This is a genomic window from Chondromyces apiculatus DSM 436 (assembly GCF_000601485.1).
GTDB classification, from domain to species: Bacteria; Myxococcota_A; Polyangia; order Polyangiales; family Polyangiaceae; genus Chondromyces; species Chondromyces apiculatus.
The window spans coordinates 195,395-221,488 of the sequence record NZ_ASRX01000006.1 but is presented as its reverse complement, the minus strand read 5'-3'; the positions used below and the strand labels follow the sequence as shown (position 1 = coordinate 221,488).

Sequence of the window (26,094 nt, the reverse complement as noted above, 5' to 3'; positions counted from 1 at the left end):
TCGGCGATGAGGCATAGCGCAGCTCAGCACTCGGATCGTCCGGCGCGTGGCACCAGTGGCGCGAGCCGGCCGACGACGTCACGAGGCGCCAATGGGGGTCTGCTGATCCTCACCATCGACGACAGCAAACAGGCAGGGGTGTTCAGCTCTGCGGCCACCGAGGATCGCTCCCAGAGCGTCCGCCGGGTAGGGCCGCGGCGCCCTCTGCCGCGCTGAACGGCACGGGAGGCGGCGAGGCGGCGAGGCGGTGGGCATCGAGCCGCGCATGCCAGGCGCTGCGTAGACCGTCGTAACAGTGCATCTCCAGAGCCAGGTTCCCGGGAGGGAGCCCTGGTCGCAGGTCCAACACCTGTCCTGGCGATGTCCGTCAATTTGCCACTTTGTTCACCCGGTCCGCCCTTTCATGGCACCACCGGGGGCGTGAAACCCCATCGGAACACACGGGGCGCCCTGGTGTGGGCGCTGGTCGTCGTCGGCTGTGGCGGCGCGGCGCTCGGCTGCGATGACCTGAAGAAAGCCTCTCAGGACATCGCCCGCGAGGAGCCCGCGGCGCTGAGCCGGGGCGCCGACAACCGCCCTGGCGAGGGACCTGCGCAGGCTCCCGCCAGGCCCACGGCAGAGGCCAGCGCGCGGCCCGAGGCGCCCAGCGATCCGGCGGCCCCGGAGATCGACGACGGCGCGGCGGCCGAGGGGGAGGCCGCGGATGCGAACCCCTCGGGAAAGCGCCGGGCGGTTGCGAAGACCCCGCAGCGGCGGCGGCGCTCGGCGTCGGCCGAGAAGGGGGACGCTTCGGGCGGAGCCGAGGCTTCCGCGGAGCAGGCGGATGTCGCGGCGGCCTCGTACAAGGTCTCGCGCCTCCAGGTGGCGCGCGGCGTGTCGGGGCGCGAGCCGGTGGGCGTGGCCCGCACCTTCGCGGCGAGCGAGATCGAGCAGCTCCACGTGTTCGTGGAGCTGACCAACGAGGCGCGGGCCGCGGGCGAGATCTTCGTGAGCTTCGTGTCCCCTTCGGGGAGCACGTCGCAGCGCATCAAGCTCAACATCGGCGCGGAGCGGCGGTGGCGGACCTGGGCGACGACCCGGCGGGTGAAGGCGCCTGGCGCCTGGCAAGTGACGATCTCGGATGCTGGCGGCGCCGTGCTGGGGCGTTCATCCTTCACGGTGACGAGGTGAGGTGAGATGGGGAGGACCACGAACGAGCACACGGTGAGGTCAGGCGCCGGCGCGAGGCGGCTACGGCTGTCTCTGGCCGTGCTGGCAGGCATCCTGGCGGCGGGTTGCTCCCGTTCCCTGGAGCCAGGCGTGCGCCAGGCCTCCGCGGCTCCCGTGACCGGCGCCGCAGCGGTGCGGTCCCGGGTGTCGCCGACGCCGGTGCTGCCGCACGTGGCTCCCGTGGGGCCCGCGGCGGCCGCGGCATCGAACGACGATCCCGCGCTGGTCACGGCGTTGCCGTTGCCGTTGCCATCGCCATCCACGCCCTTCGCGCTACCCGCGCCACCGGCGCCATCCGCGGAGCCGGTGAGCCTGCCGGGAGGCGCGCTGCCGGAGGAGGCGCTCTCGATGCGCTTCACCCTGCTGCCAGGGGTGACGCTGCCGCCTGGCGTGAAGGAGAAGGTTACCCGCATCGCGGACGGCTACTTCCGTCGCACCGGGAAGCCCCTGGTCGTCACCAGCGGCGTGCGCGACGCGGTGTCGCAGGCAGACGCGATGTACGACCTGTTCCGGCTCGGGGCCGATGTCGACACGCTGTACCGCAACAAGGGGGCGCTGCGGGAGATCCAGCGCGCGTACAATGCGGGGAGGGCAGCCTCGCGGCCCGAGGGGGTGGTGGTGGCCGCCATGGGCGAGGTGATCCGCCGGCAGGTGGAGAGCGGGGTGTACATCTCGGCGCACCTCCGGTCGGGGGCGGTGGACGTGCGCAACCGGGACATGAGCCTGTCCGAGAAGCGGGCGTTGCTCGACGCGGTGCTGGAGGTGGGGGGAGTGACGGCGCTGGAGGAGACGCGGCCGCCGCACTACCACCTGCAGGTGGACTGACACGCGGAGCACGGGCGAGGGGACGCGCAGGAGGCGTGGTCCGTCCGTCGGTGTGAGCGCTGGGATCAGGGGAGCGCCGGGATCAGGGGAGCGCTGGGATCAGGGGAGCGCCGGGATCAGGGGAGGACTTGCGCGTGCATGATGGCGCCGGTCCCGCGGCTCACCCAGTAGACGCCGGTCGCGTCGACGGCGATGCCGCGCGGTTCTTGCTGGCCCAGCTCGATGATCTGGAGCGCGCTGCCGTCCTTGCACACCCGCGAGACGGTGCCCTCCAGGCTGTCGGTGAAGTACACGGCGTGCTCGTCGAGCGCGATCCCCCGCACGCCCATGGCCGGCGCGAGCTGCGTGGGCGGCTCGTCCGGCGGCGCGCTCTTGAGCTTCCGGTAGAGGCCTTGCGCGGTCGACCAGTACACCGCGCTGTCGTCCACGGCGAGCCAGATCTCCTTCAGGACGCTCGCGTCCAGTGGCGCCGCGCTGAACGTGGTGACCGACTGGTTCGCCTTGTCGTAGACCATGATGGACCCAGCGTTCATGATCTCGTTCACATCGCTCCAGTACACGCTGGCGCCGTCCACCGCGACGCTGAAGGGCTCTGCCGCATCGGTCGGGTCGTCGTGGAAGATCTGGGACGACCCACCGCTCTTGTTGCTGCGCCGTAGCTGGTGCGAGGTCGGGCGGGTCCAGTAGAGCTGCGGATCGTCCAGGGCGAGGTTCTCCGCGCGTCCGCAGCCCGTCCAGATCTGCGCGGCGATCGTGGTGCCGTCCTTGAGGACGCGCATCACCCTGTCGCGCTCCGGGACGGGCGTGCCGCTGCAGGACGGAGTCTGCTCGCTGTCCGCCCAGTAGACGTGCAGATCGTCGAGGACGATGGTGGCAGCCGGCTTCTTCGGAAATGTCTCGGCGAGGGTGCTGACCGCTCCCGTCATCCGATCGAACCTGCGGATCCTCGGCAGTTCGACATCGAACCCCTCGTTCACCCAGTAGACCGCGGCGTCGTCCGTGGCGATGGCGAGAGGCCGCTGCTCGGAGGTGTTCGGCAGCGACGTCACCGCGAAGACCTCCGTGTGGCACGGCGGCACGCTGCCTCCCCCGCCTCCCGCGCCATTCCCGCCGGCGCCCTCTCCGCCCGTCCCCGCGCCGCCCTGACCGCCCCCACCTCCGCCAGCCCCGCCGGGCCCTGCCCCGCCCGTGGCGGTGCCCGTCGGCTCCACGGCGGGTGGCTCCTCCAGGCCGGCGATCAACGCGCATCCCCACGCGCCCATCGCAGGCAGGGCCAGCGTCAGCGCAGCCGGAAGGGCGCGCCTCACCAGAGACCCCCCACGGTGACCTGCGTCCCGCCCGGGCCGATCTCCGGCGTCACCCACAGCCGCCCCTTGCGCGCCGCTGGTGCCGTGGGGCGCGAGAGCAGGAGCAGCGCGAGCCCCGCGCCCAGCCCGGCCACGCCCGCGCCGAAGGCCACGGTCGACACCACCCCCGTGATCTTGCCGCTGTCATAGGCCTCCTGCCGCTCGGCGCCACACGCCACGTCGCCAGGGTTGCAGGCCTTGCTTGCCTCGCTTGCGTGCCCGAACGTCACGAGCCCGAACGCCGCGCCCAGCCCGAGCCCGACCACGCCCACCCCTCCAGCCACGAAGCCCAGCGTGCGCAGCGTACCCGCGCGCTCGTCTCCGCTGCCCTCGGAGCCGCCGGAGCCGCCGGAGCCCTGAGCGCCCCCTCCTTGTCCCGCGCCCCCGCGCCCCCGCGCGTCGCCCTTTCCAGACGCATCGCCGCGCCCCGCCACCCCTGTACCCGCGCCGGATGCGCCGCCCCGAGACGTCGCGCCCCCCGCGCGCCCCGCTTGCCCCTGCGGGCCCGATGCCGTGGGTCCTCGCGCAGTCTCGGAGGGCACTGGCAGCGCTACCGCGGGCTCATCCTCGAGCGCGGGCACGACCACCACCTTCGTGGCGGGTCCTGGCGCGATCATCACCCGCTCCGACCAGGTCTTCTTCCCGGGCGCCACCCCCTCCAGGGTGTGCTCGCCGGGGTCCACGGGCATCCCGGTTCCCACCGCGGCGACGGCGCTCAACGTCGCGCCATCCAGGCGCAGCACCATCCCTGGCAACGTCGCCGTCACCGTGATCTGGAGCCGCGACAGCTCCGCTTCCAGCTCCGCCGCGCGCTTCCGCCCGTAAACCGCGCGGTCGGGCTTGCCGGCAGCCTCGGAGAGCGCAGCGGCCTCCTTGAACTCCACCCAGGCGCTCGCGGTGCGGCCCTCCTTGGCGTGACACACGGCGAGGTTCAGCAGCGTGCCCGCCGACGGATCGAGCCGGTGGCTCTCCGCGAACTTCGGGCACGCCTCGGCGATCTCCCCCGCATCCATCCGCTTGCGACCGTCCAGGAACAGGGCCTCGGCCAGTGCCTTGTCGGCGGGGCTGGGCGCCCTGACCGCGGGTTGCTGCGCCATGGCGCCGGAGGTCGACGCGGTCGCCAGCGAGAGCACGAGGATCGCCACGATCGTCGGACGCCTGCGCGGCAGGCTCACTTGCGCTCCTTCAGGAAGTCCTCCTCGTCCTCCGGCGCGCTGACAGGAGCTTTCCCGGTGGAAGGCCGCGCCGTGGGCGCGCCCTCCGCCTGTCGCGTGGGACCGGGCGTGGTGGGGGCCTGCCCCGAGGTGGCCCTGGGCTTCGACGAGGTGGCCACTGCGGCGCTCGTCGCGCTCGCCGCGCTCGTCGCGCCCGAGAGCGCAGCCGGGGCGCCAGGAGCTGGCTGGGCAGAGGTCACAGGCCTGTTCACCGCACCATCCGCCGTGGGCGAGGCACTTGCTGCGGGCGTACCGCTCCCGGCGGACGCACCGCTCGCTGCGGACGCACCGCTCGCTGCGGGCGCACCGCTCCCGGCGGTCGTGGCCTGCACCGCTGCCGGTACGCCGTCCGGTGCGGCCTGGGTCGCGGCGGGTCGCGCGTGCTCCGTGTACCGCGCGGGCTCGGCTCCCTTCGCCGTGTCCTCGTCGAGGCCAGGGAACGACCTGTGCTCGCTCTCCTCGACGACCTCCAGGCTCCGGGCGTGCCTGCCGCCGAGCCACACCCCGAGCGCAACGGCCGCCGCGAGCGCGCCCGCCGCCCCGAGCACCGCCAGCACCCGTCGACGCGACCGGTGACTCAGCACCGTCCCTGACCACGCCGCGCTCTGGATCGGGTCCGACTCCTCCGCCTTGGCCTCGGCCATGCGGAGCAGCGTCTGCCCCGCGGGGCTCGCCGCCGCGAGCAAGCTCTCGATGCGCTCCACGGACAGGTGGGCGCGCTCCGGGCCGAAGGGCGCGAGGGCGCGCCCGAGCTGCGCCACGCTGGCGTAACGCGCGGCGAGATCACGGGTGAGGCAGCGCTCTATGGCGCGCTCCACGCCCACGGGCACGTCGGTGCGCTTCGCCCGCACCCTGGGCACCGGCTCGTGGAGGATGCTCGCCATCACCGCGCCCACGGTCTCGCCGAGGAACGGCTGCTCCCCGGTGAGCAGCGCGTAGAGCACGACGCCGATCGACCACACGTCGCTGCGACCGTCGACAGAGCGCGGCCGCGTCATCTGCTCGGGCGACATGTACCCCGGAGAGCCCATCACCTGGCGGGTGTGGGTCAAGACCTGCCCGTCGGAGGGCGCGTCGAGCCCCTGACCGCGCGAGATGCCGAAGTCCAGCACCTTGATGTGGCGCGAGCCATCGGGGCGCATGGCGAGGAACAGGTTCGAGGGCTTGAGGTCGCGGTGGATCACTCCGGCGGCGTGCGCCTCGGCCACTGCCTCCAGGATCTGCAAGGCATAGCCCACCACGTCGCGCACCGGCAGCGGCCCCTCGCTCTCCAGGATCTGCTGCAGGTCCTTCCCGGCGAGGTACTCCATCGCCATGAACGGGATGCCCTTGTCGGTGGTCCCGACGTCGAACACCCGGCAGATGTGCTCCCCCGAGAGCCGGGCCGCCGTGCGCGCTTCGCGGAGAAAGCGCGTCACGGCCTCGGTGTTGCTGAGCGATTCCTGCTTGAGGAGCTTGATGGCCACCGGCTGGCCCAGATCTTCGTGGCGGGCTGCGAGTACGACGCCCATGCCTCCCGTCGCGACGAGCCGCTCGACGCGGTATTTGCCGGCGACGAGGTCGCCAGGCTGAGCCAACGAAGTGAGCGGCACCGACACAGGGATGCTCGAGAGACTACCCGAACAGGGGCACTTTTCCAGAGCACGACGCGGTGTACGGGCACCTGAGCATGGAGCCGAGCGCCCCGCGGCCTGCAGGGCGGACCGAGCTGCCTGCTCGCGCAGCGCGCAGCGTCACGCAGCGTCACGTGAACAGGGCGCGGAGAGCGTGGCGGAGACCGCCGGTACGAGCAGTGGGCAAGGTGGCGCCGGTGGTGGGCAGGAGGGGCCCTGGTAGGACTGCGCGCGTCGGCGTGGTCGCGCCCTTCACCGCGCTGCTGGAGTTCGCCCCCGCGTGCTGCTCTCCCCATCTCTGCCATCCGGGTGGCCGTCTGCGCTCCTGCCCGAACCGCTCCCCTTCCGTGGGAACATCCCGTGCCGCCCCTCGGCGCGGAGCGTGTCGAGCGCCGCCTGCATCACGCCCACCACCCGCTCGAAGGCCTCCTCCACCATGCCGGGCGCGTCGGCGGCCTCGGGCGGCAAGTCGAAGCGGATCGGCCGCAGGATGCGGGTATGCACCTTCACGGGAGGCGGCAGGTGCGGGAGCGGCACCCCGAGGATGAGGCCCCACGGGAGCGCGAGGCCGATGGGCGCCACGTTCGAGCGCACCAGATCTGGCAGCCGCAGCCGCTCGGCGATGCGGCGGCCGTCGGTGGCGATGTAGAGCGACTGGTGCGCCCCCACGCTCACCACCGGCACGATGGGCACCTGCTCGCGGAGCGCGAGGCGCAGGAAGCCGCGGCGTCGGCCGAACCGGATGCTGTACTGCTCCCGGGTGGGCTTGCAGGCGTCCACGTCTCCGCCCGGGAACACCAGCACCGCGGCCCCCCTCGCGAGCGCATGGCGCGCGTTCTCCGGGTTCGCCGCGATGGCCCCGCCCGCGTTCAGCCACGCGCCCGCGTACGGGAAGTGGAAGGGCACATCGTGCATCAGCCCGTAGGCGGGCCGCACCGTGCCGTAGCGCCGCCAGAACGCCACCATGTGGCAGAACATGTCGGGCGTGCCGGTCATCGCGTTGTGGTTGGCGACGGCCAGGAACGGGCCCGCCGGGATCTCCGCCTCGATCTCGGTTTCGCAGCGGAAGTAGTCGTCGTAGAGCAGCCCGAGGAGCGGCAGCACGCGCGCGATGAAGCGCGGATCCCGGGCGTCGAGATCGTCGGGCCGAGGGAACTCACCCCGCTTCGCCGCGAGCGCGGCGAGCGCGTCGCGGACCGCGTCGAGGCGCGGGCGGGGCTCTCTCGGGATGGTCAGCACCGTGGTGCCGGGACTACCCCGCGCCCGGGCCGGGGGGAAGCCGTTTACCGCTGCGCTGAGCGACGGGACTCCCTACGACTCCGCCTGGTGCGCGCGCGCGGCAGCCACCCCCCTGGTCTCGCTCACCTTCAGGCTCAGCGCCCACGCCGCGAGGAAGAAGCCACCGCACACCAGGATGGCCCGCTCCAGCCCGAGCGCGTTCTGGAGGAGGCCGAGCGAGAGCAGGCCCACGATCGACGCCAGCTTCCCGCACACGCCCCACAGCCCGAACAGCTCCCCGGCCCGCGCAGCCGGCGCGAACACCGCCACCACCGTGCGCCCCGCCGACTGCGTCGCCCCCAGGCACAGGCCGGCCAGCGTCCCGACGAGGAGGTACACGTCCTCCGCTGCCCACGCCCACCCGAGTGCGCTGCCCAGCGTCGCGGCGAGCGTCTTCGTCTGGTGGATCCCGAGGACGGCGATCCCCCAGATGAGCAGGGTCAGGCGGTAGGTCTTGAGGTTGCCCCAGCGGTCCTGCAAGAGGCCGAACAGCGCCGCGCCTCCGGCTGCGGAGAGGTTGGTGAGCACGAACATCAGGAGCTGCGTGCGCGGCTGCCAGCGCACCACCTGATCGCCGTAGATGAACGCGAAGCTGATCACGATGGACAGGCCGGCCGTCGCGAAGAACAGGCCCGCGAAGAACCAGAGCAGGTCCTTGAAGTCGCCGAGCTCCCGCGCCGTGCGCCGGAGGCGCGCCACCCCGACCTGAGCGAGGCGCTCTCCCGGGGGCAGTGCCTGCGGCGTGCCTCGCTCCTTCAGGAAGGCGAAGGTCGGCAGCGCCGCGAGGAAGAAGAACAGCGCGGTCATCGGACCCACCCAGCGGAGCCGCTCCAGGTTCGAGGCCTCCTGCGGACCCACCGTGAAGACCACCAGCGCCGTGCTCACCAGCCCCCCCACGTAACCGAGCGCCCAGGCGTACCCCGAGATGCGCCCGAGCGCCTCCTTTGGCCCGAGATCGGGCAGGAAGGCGGCGGCGAAGGACTCGCCCACCGCGAAGCCGTAGTTGCTGGCGACGAGCATGGTCATCGCCAGGCCGACCCGCCCCGGCGTGGCCCAGTAGAGCGCCCCCGTGCTGAGCACGGTGAGCACGCAGCTCGCGAAGAGGAACCGCTTCTTCGAGGCGCGGACATCCATGAGCGTCCCGAGCAGCGGCGCGGTGAGGACCACGAGCCCGTAGCTCACGCTGAGCGCCACGCTCCAGAGCAGGTTGCCCTGCCGGTAATCGGGCGCGTCGCCGACGATGATCTTCGGGAAAATCACGCTGAAGACGACGGTGATGATCACCGTCGTGTAGCTGGAGTTGGCGAAGTCGAACATCGCCCAGCCGAAGATCTCGCGCGTCGGCGCGCGGGCGCCTGCGTCTGCGTCTGCGCCCGTGCCTGGGGAAGAGCCGAGGGCGACGCCGGGGTCAGGTGGGCAAGCTGGCGCGGGCGAGGCGGGATCGGGTGGGGGTGAAGCCATCGTTCAGGACCCTCATACATGCGGTCGGGGATACTGTCCGCTTCCCGAGGCGACAGGCGTCAGGCCCGAAGCGGCAGAACGCTCTGGAGACCGCGGGTGGATCGCGGCGTGGGGGGGCCCGACGAGCTTTGCTCGGCGGGGGGCGGGGGCGTGAGCCCCTGCCACGGGAATCAAATCGCGTCCCGGCAGCAGCGGAAGCCCGTCTCGTAGAACCTGAAGGCGCTCGCGTGGGCCGGGTTCGTGGACGCACAGCGCGGCTTCGCGCCCCCGAAGCAGCCCGACCAGTAGCAGCCCTTGAGCACGTGGGGGTAGCTGTTCACGTGGGGCTTGGTACGCACCACCCACTCCTCCACGTTGCCGGTCATGTCGAAGACGCCGTGCGCGCTCACGCAGCCCCCGTGGGCGCCGCTCGGCGTACCCTGGTAGAGCCGCTCGGTCTCGGACTCGGCCTCCGGAGAAGGCCACGTGGCGAGCACCGCCTCGTTCGGCGCGACCCAGGTCTTCGCGTCGTTGCAGGCGTCCACGTCGTGCACCTCCCCGTAGGGGTACACCGTGCCTGCCTGCGTCTCGCTGGAACCGTCGCACGCCTGATCCCACTCGTGCTCCGTGCACAGCCGCTTCCCCCGCTCCTCGCACCAGACCTCGGCGCTGAGGGCGCTCTCCATCACCAGCGGCATCGCGCCCGCCACGTTGGGCGCCTCGTACCTGTCGACGCAGAAGCCCTCCACGTGCGCCATGTCGTCCGGGCAGGGAGGGAAGTCGAAGGGAAAGTGCGTGTTCCACGTGCCGTCCGTGCTGGCGCCACCCGCGCCACCCGCGCCACCCGCGCCACCCGCGGCGCCCTCACCCCCGACGCCGCCCCCACCCCCGCGGCCTCCCGGACCTCCTTCCCCGCCCCCGGACGACGCGGGGCCATGGGCCGTCGAGGCCCCGCTCCCGCCCTCGCCCTGTGGCCCTTCCTCGGACGTGCTCGTGCACGCCATGCAGCCCACCGAGACAGCCATCCAGGCTGCTCCGAGCCCTCGCAGCGCCCTGCTCTGGTTCATGTCATCTGCCCGTGATCGTGTGGGTTTTCTGAGCCAGCGCCGGCCAGTGCGGCGTGGTCGTGGAGGTGTCGATCGCCAGCAGGGCGCGGCGGCGACGTCCTGCGACGCCGATCCCCTCCGCGGCCCTGGGCGAGTTATAAGCCTCGCATGGAACCGGGGAAGGAAAAGCGCGTGGATACCTCCGAGCAGCTCAGGATCGCCGGCGAAGCGGCGGTGCTCATCGAGGAGATGGGGCTCGGGCTCACGGCCGTGGCCCGCCTGAGCGACGGCGTCGTCGTGCTCGAGTGCTGGGGCACCTCGGGGAAGCGGCCCGGCGTCGTCCGACATGTCCTCGACGAGGATGCGGTGTCGGCCCGCGCCCTCGCCGAGATCTGCGCCATGGGTCTGCGCGACGACGTCTCCGGCAAGAATCTGAGCTGAACGAAGGAGAGCGGGGCCCCGGGTTCCCCCGTGGCGACTCAGAAACTCAGCCTGCAGCCCACCTGCGCGCTCGTCTCCACCCGCGGCGCATCGAAGCGGCTCGCGCGCCCCTCCACCCGCACGGCCACGGCCACCGATCCTGCGAGCGCCCGCTGGGCGAGGCGACCTGCCAGCGTCCCCAGGCCCTGACCGAGGTGTGCGGCCACGACGGACGTGGTGAGCTGCGTGCACGGCACCGCGCCCGTGAGGCTCAGGGTCAGCACCGCGTCCGCGACCTCGCCGCGCACGCTGCCCTTGCCCCGGAGCTGCAAGGCGCCCGCGCTCACCTCGACCTCGTGCAGATCTGCGTCGGGGAGCCGCGCGCCGTCGCCCCCCGAGGGGATGCGCACCTGGGCCTTCACGGAGGTGGTCTTCCCGAACAGGATCCCGTCGAGTTCCCGCGGGTGAGGCGGCACGTAGCCGTCGAGCGCGAGATCGACGCCAAGCGCGAACGGACCCCGCGCCACCGTGGGCAGGCGCAGCTCCGCCGTCCCCCCGACCACCACCCCGGGGGCGCCGAGCGTGAGCCCGAGCGCGGTGGCGAGGGCGTCGAGGGAGGTCCTGGAGAGGCGCACCCGCACGTCTGGCTCCGGCGGACGCCGCAGCGCGATCTCCACCGAGGGCTTCGCCCCTGCGCCCGGGAGCGTCGCGAGCAGCGTGGCGATCACCCCCTCGGCGTCGAGCTTCCCCGTCACCTCGGCCGTCGCCACCTCGCGCTGTGCCACGATCACCCGCGCCTGCTTCAGCGCCACCTCGGCGGCTCCCTGGGTGGGCGCGAGGGTCAGGCTCGCTGCGGCGAGGACTGCCTTTTCCGCCGTCTCCGCAGCGCTCTGCTGCTCCCTGAACCCGAGGCGCACCTCGCGCGCGGCGAGCGGTACTGACGCCACGTCGGCGTACCGCGCGGCGGTCCAGGCCTGGAGCGCGGGGAGCGCCTCGTAGCCGGTGACCAGGAACGTCACGCCTTCTGCCTGCATGTCGCGTGGCGCGAGGCCGTCGAGGCGGATCACCACCCGCTGGATCGTGCCCTCGGTCCCCGTCACGTCCACGAGCGAGAAGCGCGCGCCCCGCAGCGTCACCGCCTCGCGTGTGAAGCTCACCTTGCCCGGATCCAGCAGAATGCCGCGGGCCCGCGCTTGCCGCACCACCTCGGCGCGCACCAGGTCCGGCAGGAAGAGCGCCACGAGTCCTGCGCACGCCGCGACGACGACGACGAGCGCGAGCACGACCCACGGCCAGCGCCTGCGCTGGGAACCTGGCGGGCGCGCTGCGGGCGCCTGACGAGGACCAGGCGACGGGGCAGGGGCGGGGGACAGAGGCAACCCGGGCGACGGGGGCGCAAACTCGGGCACGGTCGGCACGGTCACCGCCATCCTGTACCCCTGCGCGCGGCGCCCGGCGAGCGTGCCGGCACGTGGGCGCTGCTGGCGTGGAAGAAAGGCCCGTGGGGGGGTCCCATGATCCGGGGGTGCGTGAGCCTGCGCGCGCCTGCGACGTGACGACGTGCGCGCGGCGTGACCCGCTTGCGGAGGAGCATTCCGCTGCGCTACCCCTCGGAGACCTCTCCGGGACCTCTCCGGCTCCTCCCGCAGCCGACCAGGGCCGCGCTCCTTCGATGAAGATCGTCATCCTCGCCAGCGGAAGCAGCGGCAACGCGACGCTGTTCGTGTCGGGGGAGACGCGCGTCCTCGTGGACGCAGGCGTCGGCCCCGTGGTGGCGCGCCGGCTCCTCGGGGCGGTGGGGATGCCGCATGCCTGGCCCCCGGACGCGGTGATCATCACCCACGCGCACAGCGATCACGTGGGGAGCGCCGCGGGCTACTCCGGCCGCCTGCGCATCCCGGTGTGGGCCACCGAGGCCACCGCGCGCGCTGCGCGGCTCGGCCACCCGGACCGGGCGCGGCGGTACTCGTCGCGCGAGCCGTTCGCCATTGGCGGCCTCACGTTCTTCCCGAAGCCGGTCCCGCACGACGCCGCGCAGGTGGCGCTCGTCGTCTCGGACGGCACCCGGCGCGCCGCGCTGGTGACTGATCTCGGCGAGGTGACCGCGGGCCTCACCGAGCACCTCGCCGGGTGTGACGTCCTGCTGCTCGAATCGAACCACGACGAGGAGCTGCTGGAGCGCGGCCCTTACCCCCCGTTCCTGAAGCGGCGCATCCTCAGCGCGCGTGGGCACCTGTCCAACCTGCAGACCCACGCCCTCCTGCGCGCCCTCGTGCGCCAGCGGGCCATGGCGCCGGTGGTGGCGCTGATGCACCTGTCCGAGACCAACAACCACCCCGATCTCGCGCTCGACGTCGCGCGCGACGCCCTGGGCCCGCGCCACCAGATCCTGGCCGCGCCCCCGCGCGGACCCGTGGTGATCGACGCGGCAGCGTTGCCGCGCCTGGACCCGGGCGTGCGGCGCGCCCCTCAGAGCGGGCAGAACCCTCTGCAGCTCTCCCTGTTCCCCTCGGACTGAAGCCTGCCGTCCGCGGGCTGAGCGGCGGCTGCGTGCCTTGCCGAGGCGTCGACTCCGGGAGGAGAAGCCGCGGAGCCCGCCCCGTGGCGCCCTGCAGCCTCTGGACTGGCAGCGAGCACCCCCGCCGCGGAGGTCCACGAGGTCGCTCCGGCCGTGGAAGGGGGTCTGTCGGAGGCCGACCGGTCTTGTTCCGGCCCGGGAGCGTCTGGGTCGGAGGCCGACCGGTCTCGTTCCGGACCGGGACAGCGCTGGTGGGCGACCGAACGGCGTTGTTCCAGGCTGACGCAGGCCCGGAGAGGCTGGCGAGGGGGGGATGCCGGCCCGGGAAGCGGGGAGAAGGCGAAGGAGGCCGGGGATCGCGAGGCAGACAGGGCACGTGTGGTCGGCCGGAGGACGCTCTCCCGAGGCGGGAGGGAGGACCCAGGGGCCAGCGAGGGGCCGTTCCCCTTCGTCCCGGGTCCTTGCGCTGGCGTCCCTGCAAGGTCACGGGGGTAGCGACCAACGGGAGCGTAGGGACCGAAGGTCCCTGCATCAGATACCTTCGAGGCGGACTTTCTGGCCGGGCTTGACGCCGTGTTTGCGGGTCCAGCCGGCGTTGAGTTCGAGGACGTAGGTGGAGGGGCAGCCGACCTGGAAGGTCCGGTCGGTCATGGTGGTGGTGTTTTCCTCGATGCCCACGATGGTCCCGTCGGCGTCGATGAAGAGCATGTCGAGCTGGATGCACGTGTTGCGCATCCAGAACGTGTGGTTCTCGCGACCCTCGAAGACGAAGATCATCCCCTGGTTCTCGGGCATGCTCTTCCGGTACATCAGGCCCCGCGTACGGTGCGGATCGGTCTCGGCGACCTCCACGGCCACGTCGGGCGCGGACACCTCGGTGAAGATCACCTTGCCGGTGCGGAGATCGAAGTTCCCCTGGGGATCGTCGGGGCAGCGCGGATCGGGGCCGGGCTTGAGGGCTCGCGCCGGCGTCTCGGGGGTGGGCTTGATGCAGGGCCCGCGGATCGGCTTCTTTGGAGGCGTGGCCGTGGTGCCCACCCAGCTCCCTTGCACCGCGGCCTCCTCCACGCGCCGGCTGCACCCGCTCGCGGCGGCGAGCGCGAGGGTGAGCGAGAGCGTGAGGAGCGCACTCGGGGTGGGGAGGAGAGGGCGGCGGCTCGGCGTCACAGCGCGGGGGGAGCGCATGTCCTCTCCTAGCACGGGTGGTGAGGGGAGCTGTGGCCTTCCGGCCAGCAGCGCGGTCAGCCGCCGGAGGCGCCGACGCGGCCGGAGATGCTGGCGCTGGCGCGCACGCTGATCTGGATGCGCAGCGAGGCGGAGGTCGCGGCCTCGGCGGCGGCGCCGGCGCAGGCGAGTGCGTGGGCGCCTGCCTGACCGACCACCCTGGGCAGCTCCGCGCCGACCTGCACCACCACCTGCGCGTCGTTCAGGAGGCGCCGACCGAGGGCGAGTTCTGCGTGGAGGAGGGCGGGCAGGTTGGCTTGCAGGCTCCTCCCGAGGCGCAGCGCGACGTCGGTGTTTGCCGAGCCGCTCACGTTCACCAGGGCGGGCGTGCAGGTCGCGTACACATCGGCGTGGGCCTTGCAGCTCGCCTGGCACTCCGCGTCGACGCTCGGGGGACGCACCGTCCCCTCGCAGCGGGGGGCTTGCCACGTCCCCTGACAGCCGGCGTGGCAGGTCGCGTCGCAGCCGCCGTCGCAGGAGCCGTTGCACTGACCGACGCAGCGGCCTTGCGCATCGGTGGCGGTGCACTGACCGTGGCAGGTCCCCGTGCAGCGGCCCTCGCACTGACCGGTGCAGCGACCCTGGCAGAAGCCCGAGAGCCGTGCGGGCTCGCACTGGGCGACGATCTGGCCTGGGTCCACCTGCACATCGCAGGCGCCGTTGCAGCGGGCCTCGGCCTGCACGTTGGCCTGACAGCTTGGCGGCGTCACCGCGACCTGGATCTGCATGCCCTGGCGCAGGATGCTGTCCACGGCGGCGGCGACGGGCTCGCAGGCTCCTTTGGCAGCGCCTCCGGCGCCGTCCTGAGGCTGCATCTGTGCGGGAGGGATGCCGATGTCGGTGCCGATGCGCCGGCAGGCCTCGGTGACCTGCGCCTCGATCGCCTCCGAGACGGCGGTCATGTCCTTCGCGGCCTGCACGAAGGTCGCGACCTTGGCGCTGGCGCGGATGTCGCTGGAGAAGGGCGTCGAGAGCACCTCGCCGGGGCCGGCGACCTCGGGGCAGACGGCGGCGCCGAGGTTGCCGAGGTTGCCGAGGTTGCCGAGGCCCACCTCGCTGCAGCCCATGGAGGTGGCGGCGGCGACGAGGACGAGGGCGGCAGCGTGGTGAGGCCAGCGAAGGGTGGTGGGCATGGGGATCGGCGGCTGTGGGAGCGGTGGCGTGGGCGTGGGTTGCGGAGGTGCGTCGTGGGGGTGGAGGGAGGCTCTAAGGAAACCCCGGGGCGCGAGGCTTTGCCAAGGGGCACGGCGTGGCGGCTGGCGAGAGCGGTTCGAGGGGAGTGGGGCCCCGTCGGGATTCACTCCCGACGGGGCGAGGGGACGCGAGTCCCCTCGTGGAGACTCAGAGCGCGTCGAGACAGGGGTTGACGGCGCCGGGGCTCGGCGTTGCGGTGACCACGAAGGACGCGGCGAAGTCCTCGCTCGTCTCGTTGTGGCCGGTGATGCCGTTGCCGCCCTTCGTGGTCTCGCCCGACTCGAGCCGGCAGCGCTCCAGGCTCTCGTCGGTGCCGGCGAGGGGCGCGAGCTTCTGGTTCTCGGCGGGCGTGTCGCCGGAGTAGCCGGGGAGGGTGCTCTTGTCGACGATCTCGGAGGACCCGAGGTCCGCGCCCCAGGCCACGTAGTCGACGTCCCTCACGGGCTCGTCCTCGACGCCGCTCCAGGTGAAGAGCACCACCATCTCACCGTCGTTGGTGAGCAGGCCGGGCATGCTGCCGAGGGCGCCGTTCTCGGGCGCGATCATCGGCGGTGTGGGCGTGCCGGTGCTGCAGGAGACCGGGGCCGAGGTGAGGGCGAGATCGGCGCAGCGCCCGTGCTCGGCCTCGAAGTCGGGGTGGGCGGCGAGCGTGAGCGTGGCGCCCGCGGCGATGCGGGTGCCGGGGGGGAACTGCACCAGGAAATCGAGGCCGGGGCTCCCGGCTGGCGTGAAGGGCGTGCCGGTCGCGATGCGGTGGTAGGTGCCGTTGTCGGAGAGGTAGTGGTCCGTCAGGTCGACCTCGGCGTCGGTCGGGTTCCAGATCTCGACGAACTCCGCCGGGTCGACGCTGAGCATCACCTCGCTGATGAGCAGGTGCTCGGGGGCTCCCGAGGCGCCCCCGCCGGCCCCGCCGGCCCCGCCGACCCCCGTGTCTCCGCCGGAACCGGTCGGATTGTTCCCGTCGTCGTCGCCGCCGCAGGCAGAGAAGGCGGCGCTGGCGAGGGCGGTGAGGAAGACGAGCGCAAGGGAGGTCCGGCGGGCCGTCAGCAGCATGGGATCCAATAAACAGGGTCTCACGGCCGACGGGCAAGCGGAGAGCGGAGGGAGGGCCCGCGGGAAGGAGGGGCAGGTCGCGCGTGCGGTTCCACTGGCCGGGTGGGCGGCGTATGGTCCGGGCGCATGAAGCTCGTTCGTGTCGTCGCCCTCGCCGCAGGGCTCACCGCGGGGGCGGTGGTCGGGCCGGTCCTCGGCGAGACCCGGGTGGTCGATCGGGTGGTGGCCGTGATCGATGACGTCCCCATCTTCGCCTCGTCGCTGCGGGAGCGGGCGGCGCCCCGGCAGAAACGGCTGGAAGCCTCGGTGGAGGATCCCGTGCAGCTCGAGACGGCGCGGGCCGGCATGATACGGGATCTGCTCGATCAGATGATCGACGAAGCGCTGATGGAGCGGGCCGCAGCCAAGGAGAACATCGTGGTCGCCTCCGACGAGCTCGACGCGGCGATGAAGCAGGTGGCTGCGCAGAACAAATGGACGGTGGCGCAGCTCCTCACCCAGCTCGAGAGCGATGGGTTCTCGGAGGCGCTCTACCGCGTCGAGCTGCGGGCGACCCTCCTCGAACAGAAGCTCGTCCGGCTCCGGCTCTCGCGCCAGCAGACGCAGCGGACCTCGGAGATGAGCCCGGAAGACTACGCGCGACAGGCGACGCTCGCGCGGGGGGCGATGCTCGCGGAGCTGCGGGAGACGACGTTCGTGGAGGTGAGGCTGTGAAGCGGACCATGGTGATCGCGCTCGGGCTCTGGCTCGCGGGCTGCGGCGGAGCGGCGCCGCAGGCGACGGGACCGGCGAAGGCGGTCCAGGCTCCGACGAAGGAAACGGCGGCCGCGCGGGCCATCGACCGGCGCACGGCGGCGTGCGGCGGGCTCGATGACGCGGAGGAAGGGGAGCCCGCCGGCAACGGCGAGGGGGGGCAGAAGGCGGCGCCGAAGGTGGAGCCGCAGAGCGCGCGGCGACCGCCGGTGCAGGCAGCGCCGAAGCAGGCAGCGCCGAAGAGCGGAACCACGCAGACCCCGGAGGTGCGGCTGGGGATGCTGTCGGGCATCGGCACTGCGGCGCCCGGAGGGGCGGGGGGTGCTGCGGCCCGGGCGACGGGTGGGCTGCCCCTCGACATCCCCGCCGGCAAGCAGGTGGCGCGGGTGGAGATCACGGGCAGCTCGGCCCCTGGCGCGCAGCAGCTCGTGGAGCGGCTGTCGGTGAAGCCGGGGGTGGTGCTCGACGCGGCGCAGGTGCGGGCGGACCTCGGGCGGCTGTGGGCGCTCGGGCTGTTCAAGGACATGTCGGCCCTGGTGGAGACCTTGCCGGATGGAAAGCTCGCGGTGCGGTACGCGGTGACGGAGCGGCCGTGGCTCGGGCAGCGCTTCGTGGAGGGCGCGCAGGTGGTCCCGGCGGCGGAGGTGCTGGCGCTCGCGGGGTTCGACGCGAAGGGCGGCAGGTTCGAGTCGGCGCAGCTCCACCGGGCCCGGTCTGCGGTGGCGGGGCGCTACCGCGAGGAGGGCTACCGGCTCGCGCAGGTCGACACGTTCGCGCGGCGGGTGGGGGAGGTGATGGACGTGTGCCTGCGGGTGGTCGAGGGGCCGCGGGTGACCATCGATCGGGTCACGTTCACCGGGCAGCAGGTCGTCAGCGAGGCCGAGCTGCGGGGCATGATGAACACCGAAGGCGGCAAGATGAACGCCGTCGGCGGCATCTACAGCGAGCTGCGGGCGGAGCACGATCTCCTGGTGATCAACGCCCACTACTACGACCGGGGGATGATCCAGGCGCGCGTGGGGCCGGTCGCCGTCAAGGTCTCGGAGGACCAGCGCCACGTGTCGCTGGAGATCCCGGTGGAAGAGGGGCCGGTGTTCCGGATCGGGCGGATCGCGATCGTGGGGAGCGCGAAGGACAGGGCTTACGAGCGGGTGCTCCAGGCGCGGCGTGGGCACGTGTTCGTGCGCAGCCAGCTCCTCCAGGACATCGGGCGGGTGCAGGAGGCCATGCAGAAGGAAGGCCGCACGGTGGACGTGGAGCCGGAGACGCTGGTGGACCCGAAGAAGCAGACGGTGGATTTCCTGATGCGGATCGTGGACCGGAAGCCCTGAAGCGCGTCCGGCTGCTGCTTGGGCGTGGCGGGGGAGCGCGGAACCGATACGATGCCGGCCATGCGCCCGCGTGCCCTGCTCCTGCTCGTGGCCTTCTGTGCGCCTGCGTCGACCCTGGGTCTCGCGGCGGGATGCGGTGACACCATCGTCATGAACCCGGACGGGGAAGGCGGGGGAGGCGAGGGGGGAACGGGCAAGCCTGACGCGGGCACCGGGGGGAGCCACGTCGACGGAGGCGCGGACGCGCTGCAGGAGTACGTCGATCCGGGGTGCCCGGATCAGCCTCCGCCGCTCGTCGATTTCCAGTGCGATCCCTACAGCCAGAACAACGGTGACTGCGCGCCGGAGGAGGGGTGCTTCATCTACGTGCAGTACCCGGCGGAGCCCTGCGGGCAGGAGATCTACGGGGCGCTGTGTCAGCTCGAAGGACCGTCCGGGCAGGGGGATCCCTGCTTCGGGAGCTTCGAGTGTCAGGGCGGGTTCGTGTGCGTGGTGACCGGCTCGGGGAACCAGTGCGTGCAGCTCTGTCCGCTCACGGGGAACGACGGGTGCCCGGCGGGCCTGGTGTGCGAGCCGATCGACGTCGATGGGTACGGTGGATGCCTGTGAGCCTGCGGGGTGCGAGGTGGCTGCTGGTCCCGGTGGTGATGGGAGGATCGGCGTGGCTCGGCGGGGGGTGCGGCGCGCGATCGGCGGTGCCCGTGCCGCCTCCCGCCCCCGACTGCTACGTGGACGCGGACTGCGAGGGGGCCGAGGATCTGTGCAACCCCGTGGTGTGTGAGCTGCTGCCGCCGGAGACGCTGCCCGATGGTGGGGTGGTGTCGCGCGGCGGGGTGTGCACCACGCGCGAACCCGTGGACTGCGACGACGGGGACCCCTGCACGGCGGACACGTGCGCGCCGGAGACGGGGCGGTGCAGCTACGGGCCGGCGACGTTCGATCAGGACGGGGATGGGTTTCTGGGGCCGAGGCCGGGGACGCAGCCCGGGGACGTGGATGCGTGCGGGGACGACTGCGACGACACCAACGGGACGGCGTTCCCGGGCGGGGAAGAGGTCTGCGACGGGGTCGACAACGACTGCGACGGCACCGTCGACAACGGGGCGGAGTTCGTGCCGCTGGCTGGCGGAGACGCGGTGCGGGTGTCGGGGGACGTGGCGCCCGCAGGGCCCGGGGGGCTCGCCTTCAGCGGGACCTCGTACGCGGCGATCTACTCGGGGACGCAGCAGGGGTTCTCGGTGTACCGGACGATGCTGGATCCCGAGGGGAGCCCGCTCCCGCCCGGAGAGGGCGCGATCACGGCGGGGAACGGCGATGCGTCGGGTGGGCCGGTGGTGTGGGTGGGGGATCGGTACGGCGTGGCGTGGCAGGACCGCCGCACGGGCGACTACGAGGTGTACTTCTCGCTGCTCGACGCGGACGGGAACAAGGTGGAGGGCGGCGATCGGCAGCTCACGAGCTTCCCGGGCTTCTCCATCAACGTGTCGCTGACGTGGAACGGGGCGGAGTTCATCACGGTGTGGCAGGACGAGCGGGAGGGGTTGTTCAACCTCTACGCGCAGCGGCTCGACGTGGGGGCGAACCTCATCGGGACCGACGTGCCGCTCCTCGACCCGTTCTCGGGGTACAGCAACGAGGGGCCATCGGTCGCCGCGGGGGGACCGGGGATGGCGGTGGCGTGGACGGCGAGCGACGGGTTCTCGACGCGAATCCGGGTGCAGCTCTTCGATCCGGAGCTTCTGCCGATCGGGATCCCGGTGGACCTGACGGATGGGACGAGCCAGGCGGTGTACCCGACGGTGGTGTGGAACCAGGATCGCTTCGTGGTGGCCTGGTACGACAAGACGCGGTTCCCGACGGCGATCTACGCGGCGGTGATCGGCGAAGGGGGCGAGGTCCTGGTGGCGCCGCAGCCGATCACGAACCCGGGCTCGGCGAGGTCCCGGTATCCGTTCCTGCGGCCGCTCGGAGATCGGGTGCTGGTGGTGTACGCGGACGATCGGGATCAGAACGCGGGGTACGAGATCTACTCGACGGTGGTCGGGGCCGATCTGTCACCGCGCTCGCCGGAGCAGCGGATCACGTTCGCGCAGGAGAACAGCATCTCGCCGATCGCCTCGTTCGGTCCGGCAGGGGAGCTCGGGATCCTGTTCCGGGACGATCGGCTGGGCGCGAACCACGTGTTCTTCACCCGCCTCGGGTGCGTGGCGGAGACGCCGTCACCGCCGCCGCCGTGAGGGCGACGCGCGTCTCCGCGTGGAGACTCAGGAGGCGCGGGTAGGGGAGCGGCGGAGGCGGAAGGGGCCGGCCTTGTGGACCTTGCCGGGGAGGGCGCGGCCGATGACCTGCTCGGCGACGTTGCCGGCCTCGATGAGCTTGTCGAGGTCGATGCCGGTGGAGATGCCCATGCTCTGGAGCATGAACACCAGGTCCTCGGTGGCGAGGTTGCCGGCGGCCCCGGGGGCGTAGGGGCAGCCGCCGACGCCGCCGACGGAGGCGTCGAAGTCGCGCACGCCCATCTCGAGCGCGGTGAGCACGTTGGCGAGGGCGGTGCCGCGGGTGTCGTGCATGTGGAGCGCGAAGCGCTCGGGGGGCATGACGTCGAGGAAGCGGCGGACGATCTCGCGGGTCTGCCGGGGGTTGCCCACGCCGATCGTGTCGCCGAGGGAGATCTGGTAGCAGCCCAGATCGAGGAGCTTCTCGGCGATCTTCACGACGCGGGCCGGATCGACGGCGCCCTCGTAGGGGCAGCCCCAGACGGTGGAGACATAGGCGCGCACGAGGAGGCCCGCCTCGCGGGCCGGGGGGACGATCTCCGAGAACACCGCCAGGGTGTCGGCGATGGTCTTGTTGATGTTCGCCTTGTTGTGGGCCTCGCTGGCGCTGAGGAAGACGGCGATCTCGCTCAGGCCCGCGGAGAGGGCGCGCTCGAGACCGCGGGCGTTCGGGCAGAGGGCGCTGAAGGTGATGCCCTCGGGCGCTCGCAGGACGCGCGCAAGCTCCTCGGCGTCGGCGAGCTGGGGGACCCACTTCGGAGAGACGAAGCTTGTGACCTCGATGCGGCGCAGCCCGGCGGCGACGAGCGCGTTGATGAGGCGGCGCTTGCCTTCGAGGCTGATGAGGGTGGACTCGTTCTGGAGCCCGTCGCGCGGGCTCACCTCGTAGACGGAGACCTCGGTCGGGACGCGGGCGAAAAGCTCGTCCCCGGGCGGGTCCACCGTGGCGCTTTCCTGCGTCATGCCCCGAAGCTCAGCGCCGCCAGGGGGCCCTGTCAACGGCCGTTCTGCCTCTCATTCACACGGCAGGGGCTCGCGCCCCCGCCCCCCGTCGAGCAAAGCTCGTCGGGCCCCCCACTCCGCGATCCACTCGCGGCTCCCGGAGCGCTCTGCCGCTTCGGGCCTGACGCCCGTCGCCGCGGGAAGCGGACAATGTCCCCGGCCGCATGTATCAGGGAAGCATGCGCAGGTGCCGGGGTCCGCTCGCGGGCGAGAAGGGAACCGGGTAGTTGCCGGAGAAACAGGCGTGGCAGTAAGTGTCGGGGGCCGGAGCATCGGCCGCGCTGGGGTCAGAAGCGGCAGCGGACGTGGTCGCGCGCGCGCGTGCTTCGACGGTGCGCACGGCGTCGACGAGGCCCTCCAGGGAGAGGTAGCCGAGGCTGTCGGCGGTGAGGTAACGGGCGATCTCGGAGACGTCGTGGGTCGAGGCGATCAGCTCGGCGCGCGTCGGGGTGTCGATGCCGTAGTAGCAAGGCCAGCGGGTGGGAGGGCTGGAGATGCGGACGTGGACCTCGCGGGCGCCGGCGTCCCGGACCATCTTGACGATCTTGCGGCTGGTGGTGCCGCGGACGATGGAGTCGTCGACGATGATCACCCGCTTGCCCTCGATGACGGCGCGGTTGGGGTTGAGCTTGAGGCGGACGCCGAAGTGGCGGATCGACTGCTGTGGCTCGATGAAGGTGCGCCCGACGTAGTGGCTGCGGATGAGGCCCATCTCGAAGGGGAGGCGGGCGCGGTCGGCGAGGCCGATGGCGGCGGGGACGCCGGAGTCGGGGACGGGGACGACCACCGTGTCGCCGTCGCCGGGCGGGAGGGGGGCCTCGTCGGCGAGGCGGCGGCCGAGGGCCTTGCGGACCTCGTAGACGCTCGCGCCTTCCAGGATGGAGTCGGGCCGCGCGAAGTAGACGTACTCGAAGAGGCACATCTTCCGGACGGCGGGAGCGAAGGGGAAGCTCGAGCGCAGGCCGCTCTCGTCGATGACGATCAGCTCTCCGGGCGCGACGTCGCGGACCAGGCGGGCGCCGATGAGGTCGAAGGCGTTGGGCTCGCTGGCGACCACGTGGACCGTGCGGCCCTCGTGCTGGAGGACGCCGAGGCAGAGGGGCCGGAGGCCGAGGGGATCGCGCGCGGCGATGAGCCTGCGCTCGTCGAGGAAGAGGATGGAGTAGGCGCCCTCGACCTGGCGGAGGGCGTCGGCGATGCGCGCTTCCTGGTCCGTGCTCTCGCTGAGGGCGATGAGGTGGACGACGGACTCGGTGTCGCTGGCGGTCTGGAAGATGGAGCCGCGCGCTTCGAGGCGCTCGCGCAGGGACTCGAAGTTGGTGAGGTTGCCGTTGTGGGCGACGGCGAGGGAGCCGCGCGCCCAGTCGACGCCGATGGGCTGGGCGTTCTTGAGGTGAGACCCGCCCGCGGTGGAGTAACGCACGTGGCCGATGGCGCGATCGCCACGGAGCGTGCCGAGGGTCGCGGAGTCGAAGGCGGCCTGCACCCGGCCCATGGCGCGGTGGCTGTAGAGCCGCTCCCCCTCCGTGGAGACGATGCCACACGACTCTTGACCGCGATGCTGGAGCGCATGCAACCCGAGGTAGGTCATGTTGGCCGCCTCTGGGTGCCCGAAGATCCCGAACACGCCGCACATGGGCGGAGGTCTAGTACGAAACCGGCACGCTCCCCACTGGGTTTGAATACGATGGGAGGAACTTTCGTCGGATGCTCATCATGCGCGCACGCCAAGCTCTCCTGATCCTCCCGTTGATCTTCGCCCTGGGCTGCGGGGGGGCGTTCGCGGACGCCATGGCGCGGGGGGATCTGCTAGCGCAGCACGGGCGGTGGGACGAGGCGGCGGCCGAGTACGAGCGCGCAGTCCAGCTCGATCCGGAGGACAAGGAAGCGAGGGAGCGGCTGGGGATCGCGCGGCGCAGCCAGGCGGCGGCGCGGGTCGTTCGCGCGGACGCGCTGCTGAAGAAGGGGGACGCTCGGGGCGCGCTCAAGCTCGCCTACGAGGCGGCGTGGCTCGACGCGCACAACACGGAGGCACGGCGGATCGTGGCGGAGGCAGCCGCGCGGGTGCTCGATCAGGCCGAGCACCTGCTCGCCGCGGATCAGGCGCGAGAGGCGCTGGTGCTGACGGGCGAGGTGCTGAGGGCGCTGCCGGCGGATGCGCGGGCGCGCACGCTCGACACGCAGGCCCGGGAGCACATCGCGGCGGCGGCCTACGCGAGGGCGGAGACGTTCGCGCGCGAGGGGCAGCTCGGCAACGCGCTCCTGGATCTCGCGGTGGCGGCGATGGTGGTGCCTGGCTACCGGGACGTGCCGGCGCGGATGGGGGAGGTGAAGCGGAAGCTGCGGGAGCAGATGATCTTCACGGCCATCGTGCAGCCGTTCACGGGAGACCAGAGCGCGTCCGATCTGGCGACGGGGGTGGACGCCGTGCGGCTCCGGCAGGCGCTGGATCCGTCGCTGCCGCTGGAGGTGGTGGAGCGGGAGCCAGAGGGGGGAGCGCCCGCGCTCGGGGTGCGGGTGAGCGGTGGGCTCGGGCAGTACGCCTACCGGCACGACCAGTCGACGGCGCCGCGGTCCTGTCTCTACGTCTGCGGCTACAGCACGGTGGCGAACCCGGAGTACGGGGCGGCAGAGTCGGATCTGGAGGGGGCGCGCTCACGGGTCTCTCCGGCAGAGTCGGAGGTGGATCACGCGCGGTCCGATGTGTCGCGGTACGAGCGCGAGGTGGACGACGCGCGGCGGGCGGCAGACCGGGCGCGGAGCGAGGTGGATCGGGCGCGGGCCGAGCTGGATCGGTGCCGCGCGAAGCCGGAGCCCGGGCCCACGCCAGGGAGCGATCCGTCGCGGTGCCGCCCGGAGGACGAAAGGCTCCAGAGGGCCGAGGAGCGGCTCCGCTCGGAGCAGGATCGCATCGGCGCGCCCGAGGGGAGGCTGACCGATGCGCGAGGGCGGCTCACGCAGGCGGATGGGCGGCTGTCCACGGCGCGGGAGGCGGTGGAGGCCGCGGCGCGGCGCCTCGACAGGACGCCGCGCACGGTGCAGGTCGCGCGGAACTGCAGCCACAGCTACGTGGTGAACCAGCACGCGGTGCGCGCGGTGGTGACGGTCACGGTGTCGGCGGAGAGCCTGCACGACGGGGCGGTGGTCTTCGACAGGGACGCGCGGCTCTACGAGCAGCGCGAGGAGGACGAGACGTTTCCGTCGCAGCCCGGGCGGTGTGACGAGGTGGCGGAGGGGGATCCGCTGGTGCTGCCAGCAGAGCTGGAGCTGAAGCACGCGCTGCTGACGAAGGCGATCGGGGGCGTGCGCGACAGGATCCTGTTCGCCTACGACCGCTACCGGCAACAGCTCAAGACGAGCGCGGATCGGGAGTATGCGTCAGGGGCCAAGGAGGAAGCGGTGGAGCGGTACGCGCGCTACCTGGTGCTGGGCCGGGTGAACCAGGAGGAGCGGGCGCAGCTCCTGCAACTCCTCGCCACCGAGAAGGGCCTCACGCCCGGCGCGGCCAGCGACGCGCTCTAAAGGACGCGGAGGGGCGATCAACCCTCCGGGATCTTCCAGAGCTTCTCGATGATCTGGAGCTCCATGGTGTCGCCGTGGCAGGTGCCACACTCCATGTCGCTCTTGTCGGCGCGTGAGAGCTTCTGCACGTACTCGGCGTCCATGAAGGCTTCGAGGGCCTTGCGGTCGGCGCGGGCGAGGACGTGCTCGTCGCCGCCGTGACAGCTATCGCAGAAGACGGCGCCGCCGGCCTCGGTGCGCAACGGGGCGACGAAGTGCCGCCACATCTCGCGCGCGACCTTCATGTTGCGGGTTTCGGTCTGGAAGTCGCCCTCTTTGTGGCAGCCGAGGCAGCTCTCCATGCCGAGCGATTTCTGGAGGAGAGGCATCACCTTCTTCTTCTGGGCGAGCGGCATCTTCTCAAGAAGGGGAAGCTTCATCGGGTCGAGGCCGATCTTCTTGAGGCCCTCTTCCATCTGCGTGGGCGAGAGCGGGCGGGAGTGGGCCGGCTCTCCGGGGCGAGGAGGTGTGATCGGGGAGGTCGGCGCTGCCGAGGGAGCCTCGCTCGGGGCCGTGCCGTCGTGCGTTGGGAGGGTGGGGACCGGCTCGGGAGCGGGCATGGTGCCCTGCGCGCCAGGGTCCGCGGGGGGCGGCGTGGCCGGGCCGCACGCGCCGACGAGGGCGCTCACCGAGAGCGCGAGGGTGAGCGCTGCATGCTTGAACGTGGGAGCCATGGTCCTCGGTCCTCCTGAAATGAGCGCGCGATGAGCGCGCAACGAACGCGCAAAGAAAGAGCGAGGGGCGTGGTGCTGGCAGGCTGCTGCGCGGCGTGCCGTCCCCCCGAAGTGAAG

At 72.3% G+C, this 26,094-nt stretch carries 22 protein-coding genes; 9 read left to right on the top strand and 13 right to left on the bottom strand.

What is annotated here, in order from left to right; all coding sequences use genetic code 11:
• The first annotated feature begins 420 nt into the window (after positions 1-420).
• Together CAP_RS05425 and CAP_RS05420 are read left to right on the top strand one after the other, a co-directional pair.
• Positions 421-1,170: a DUF2914 domain-containing protein gene (locus tag CAP_RS05425; protein WP_156040507.1), complete on the top strand. Its 750-nt coding sequence runs from the start codon at positions 421-423 to the stop codon at positions 1,168-1,170.
• A gap of 6 nt (positions 1,171-1,176) precedes the next feature.
• On the top strand, positions 1,177-2,034 hold the full coding sequence (locus tag CAP_RS05420) for a hypothetical protein (protein WP_052374221.1): 858 nt from the start codon (positions 1,177-1,179) through the stop codon (positions 2,032-2,034).
• 116 nt (positions 2,035-2,150) lie between these two features.
• Here the strand turns inward: CAP_RS05420 and CAP_RS49910 are convergent, their stop codons facing one another.
• The 6 genes from CAP_RS49910 to CAP_RS47595 form a co-directional block, all read right to left on the bottom strand.
• Positions 2,151-3,341 (bottom strand): NHL repeat-containing protein, encoded by a 1,191-nt coding sequence (locus tag CAP_RS49910; protein WP_044236762.1) that lies wholly within the window; start codon positions 3,339-3,341, stop codon positions 2,151-2,153.
• Positions 3,338-4,555: a tetratricopeptide repeat protein gene (locus CAP_RS43780; RefSeq protein ID WP_052374220.1), complete on the bottom strand. Its 1,218-nt coding sequence runs from the start codon at positions 4,553-4,555 to the stop codon at positions 3,338-3,340. Before CAP_RS43780 ends, CAP_RS49910 begins: the two co-directional genes overlap by 4 nt.
• Entirely contained in the window at positions 4,552-6,186 is a 1,635-nt protein-coding gene (locus CAP_RS05405; RefSeq protein WP_231511124.1) for a serine/threonine-protein kinase, read from the bottom strand. The genes CAP_RS43780 and CAP_RS05405 overlap by 4 nt, the downstream gene beginning before the upstream one ends.
• Positions 6,187-6,459: 273 nt before the next feature.
• A complete protein-coding gene (locus tag CAP_RS05400) occupies positions 6,460-7,446 on the bottom strand; it encodes a 1-acyl-sn-glycerol-3-phosphate acyltransferase (protein WP_081864581.1) in 987 nt (328 codons plus the stop codon).
• A 72-nt stretch (positions 7,447-7,518) separates the two neighbouring features.
• On the bottom strand, positions 7,519-8,802 hold the full coding sequence (locus CAP_RS05395; protein WP_370865968.1) for an MFS transporter: 1,284 nt from the start codon (positions 8,800-8,802) through the stop codon (positions 7,519-7,521).
• Positions 8,803-9,116: 314 nt separating this feature from the next.
• Positions 9,117-9,992, bottom strand: coding sequence for an SUMF1/EgtB/PvdO family nonheme iron enzyme (locus CAP_RS47595; protein WP_052374219.1), 876 nt, complete (start codon positions 9,990-9,992; stop codon positions 9,117-9,119).
• A 147-nt stretch (positions 9,993-10,139) separates the two neighbouring features.
• Here CAP_RS47595 and CAP_RS05385 point away from each other — a divergent pair, with 147 nt between their 5' ends.
• On the top strand, positions 10,140-10,412 hold the full coding sequence (locus CAP_RS05385; RefSeq protein ID WP_197041015.1) for a hypothetical protein: 273 nt from the start codon (positions 10,140-10,142) through the stop codon (positions 10,410-10,412).
• Between the two features lie 38 nt (positions 10,413-10,450).
• On the opposite strand, the gene CAP_RS05380 is transcribed toward CAP_RS05385, so the two are convergent.
• Positions 10,451-11,674 carry a hypothetical protein gene (locus CAP_RS05380; RefSeq protein ID WP_044236758.1) on the bottom strand — a complete coding sequence of 408 codons (1,224 nt, stop codon included), beginning with the start codon at positions 11,672-11,674 and terminating at the stop codon, positions 10,451-10,453.
• Between the two features lie 389 nt (positions 11,675-12,063).
• Here CAP_RS05380 and CAP_RS05375 point away from each other — a divergent pair, with 389 nt between their 5' ends.
• The gene (locus CAP_RS05375; protein ID WP_044236756.1) at positions 12,064-12,909 is read left to right on the top strand and encodes an MBL fold metallo-hydrolase; all 846 of its coding nucleotides are present in this window, start codon (positions 12,064-12,066) and stop codon (positions 12,907-12,909) included.
• Positions 12,910-13,440: 531 nt separating this feature from the next.
• Here CAP_RS05375 and CAP_RS05370 read toward each other — a convergent pair.
• The 3 genes from CAP_RS05370 to CAP_RS05360 all read right to left on the bottom strand — a co-directional run bounded on the left by CAP_RS05370 (position 13,441) and on the right by CAP_RS05360 (position 16,380).
• Positions 13,441-14,094, bottom strand: a complete 654-nt coding sequence (locus tag CAP_RS05370) for a DUF192 domain-containing protein (RefSeq protein WP_044236754.1) — start codon at positions 14,092-14,094, stop codon at positions 13,441-13,443.
• A gap of 56 nt (positions 14,095-14,150) precedes the next feature.
• A complete protein-coding gene (locus tag CAP_RS49905) occupies positions 14,151-15,266 on the bottom strand; it encodes a hypothetical protein (protein ID WP_044236752.1) in 1,116 nt (371 codons plus the stop codon).
• A gap of 208 nt (positions 15,267-15,474) precedes the next feature.
• The gene (locus CAP_RS05360; RefSeq protein WP_052374218.1) at positions 15,475-16,380 is read right to left on the bottom strand and encodes a lamin tail domain-containing protein; all 906 of its coding nucleotides are present in this window, start codon (positions 16,378-16,380) and stop codon (positions 15,475-15,477) included.
• 126 nt (positions 16,381-16,506) lie between these two features.
• On the opposite strand from CAP_RS05360, the gene CAP_RS05355 reads away from it, so the two are divergent.
• From CAP_RS05355 to CAP_RS05335, 4 genes are read left to right on the top strand one after another with little or no spacing between them, the layout of a single operon-like run.
• Positions 16,507-17,094, top strand: a complete 588-nt coding sequence (locus tag CAP_RS05355) for a SurA N-terminal domain-containing protein (RefSeq protein WP_044236750.1) — start codon at positions 16,507-16,509, stop codon at positions 17,092-17,094.
• Complete coding sequence (locus CAP_RS05345; protein ID WP_052374216.1) at positions 17,091-18,464, top strand: POTRA domain-containing protein; 1,374 nt, start codon at positions 17,091-17,093, stop codon at positions 18,462-18,464. Before CAP_RS05355 ends, CAP_RS05345 begins: the two co-directional genes overlap by 4 nt.
• Positions 18,465-18,524: 60 nt before the next feature.
• Positions 18,525-19,073, top strand: coding sequence for a hypothetical protein (locus CAP_RS05340; protein WP_044236920.1), 549 nt, complete (start codon positions 18,525-18,527; stop codon positions 19,071-19,073).
• On the top strand, positions 19,070-20,701 hold the full coding sequence (locus CAP_RS05335) for a putative metal-binding motif-containing protein (RefSeq protein ID WP_231511122.1): 1,632 nt from the start codon (positions 19,070-19,072) through the stop codon (positions 20,699-20,701). Before CAP_RS05340 ends, CAP_RS05335 begins: the two co-directional genes overlap by 4 nt.
• A gap of 27 nt (positions 20,702-20,728) precedes the next feature.
• Here the strand turns inward: CAP_RS05335 and CAP_RS05330 are convergent, their stop codons facing one another.
• A complete protein-coding gene (locus CAP_RS05330) occupies positions 20,729-21,703 on the bottom strand; it encodes a hydroxymethylglutaryl-CoA lyase (protein WP_044236741.1) in 975 nt (324 codons plus the stop codon).
• A 208-nt stretch (positions 21,704-21,911) separates the two neighbouring features.
• On the bottom strand, positions 21,912-23,378 hold the full coding sequence (purF, locus tag CAP_RS05325) for an amidophosphoribosyltransferase (protein ID WP_044236739.1): 1,467 nt from the start codon (positions 23,376-23,378) through the stop codon (positions 21,912-21,914).
• A gap of 80 nt (positions 23,379-23,458) precedes the next feature.
• Between purF and CAP_RS05320 the strand changes: the two genes are divergently transcribed.
• Positions 23,459-25,264: a tetratricopeptide repeat protein gene (locus CAP_RS05320; protein ID WP_197041014.1), complete on the top strand. Its 1,806-nt coding sequence runs from the start codon at positions 23,459-23,461 to the stop codon at positions 25,262-25,264.
• A gap of 17 nt (positions 25,265-25,281) precedes the next feature.
• Here CAP_RS05320 and CAP_RS05315 read toward each other — a convergent pair whose 3' ends face one another.
• A complete protein-coding gene (locus tag CAP_RS05315) occupies positions 25,282-25,977 on the bottom strand; it encodes a hypothetical protein (RefSeq protein ID WP_044236735.1) in 696 nt (231 codons plus the stop codon).
• Positions 25,978-26,094 lie beyond the last annotated feature (117 nt).

Bases quoted from the DNA above. Each gene is read 5' to 3' on its own strand.
- CAP_RS05420 (WP_052374221.1), top strand. From the start codon at position 1,177: ATGGGGAGGACCACGAACGAGCACACGGTGAGGTCAGGCGCCGGCGCG.
- CAP_RS05395 (WP_370865968.1), bottom strand. From the start codon at position 8,802: ATGTTCGACTTCGCCAACTCCAGCTACACGACGGTGATCATCACCGTC.
- CAP_RS47595 (WP_052374219.1), bottom strand. From the start codon at position 9,992: ATGAACCAGAGCAGGGCGCTGCGAGGGCTCGGAGCAGCCTGGATGGCT.
- CAP_RS05385 (WP_197041015.1), top strand. From the start codon at position 10,140: ATGGAACCGGGGAAGGAAAAGCGCGTGGATACCTCCGAGCAGCTCAGG.
- CAP_RS05375 (WP_044236756.1), top strand. From the start codon at position 12,064: ATGAAGATCGTCATCCTCGCCAGCGGAAGCAGCGGCAACGCGACGCTG.
- CAP_RS05370 (WP_044236754.1), bottom strand. From the start codon at position 14,094: ATGCGCTCCCCCCGCGCTGTGACGCCGAGCCGCCGCCCTCTCCTCCCC.
- CAP_RS49905 (WP_044236752.1), bottom strand. From the start codon at position 15,266: ATGCCCACCACCCTTCGCTGGCCTCACCACGCTGCCGCCCTCGTCCTC.
- CAP_RS05360 (WP_052374218.1), bottom strand. From the start codon at position 16,380: ATGCTGCTGACGGCCCGCCGGACCTCCCTTGCGCTCGTCTTCCTCACC.
- CAP_RS05355 (WP_044236750.1), top strand. From the start codon at position 16,507: ATGAAGCTCGTTCGTGTCGTCGCCCTCGCCGCAGGGCTCACCGCGGGG.
- CAP_RS05340 (WP_044236920.1), top strand. From the start codon at position 18,525: ATGCGCCCGCGTGCCCTGCTCCTGCTCGTGGCCTTCTGTGCGCCTGCG.
- CAP_RS05330 (WP_044236741.1), bottom strand. From the start codon at position 21,703: ATGACGCAGGAAAGCGCCACGGTGGACCCGCCCGGGGACGAGCTTTTC.
- purF (WP_044236739.1), bottom strand. From the start codon at position 23,378: ATGTGCGGCGTGTTCGGGATCTTCGGGCACCCAGAGGCGGCCAACATG.
- CAP_RS05320 (WP_197041014.1), top strand. From the start codon at position 23,459: ATGCGCGCACGCCAAGCTCTCCTGATCCTCCCGTTGATCTTCGCCCTG.
- CAP_RS05315 (WP_044236735.1), bottom strand. From the start codon at position 25,977: ATGGCTCCCACGTTCAAGCATGCAGCGCTCACCCTCGCGCTCTCGGTG.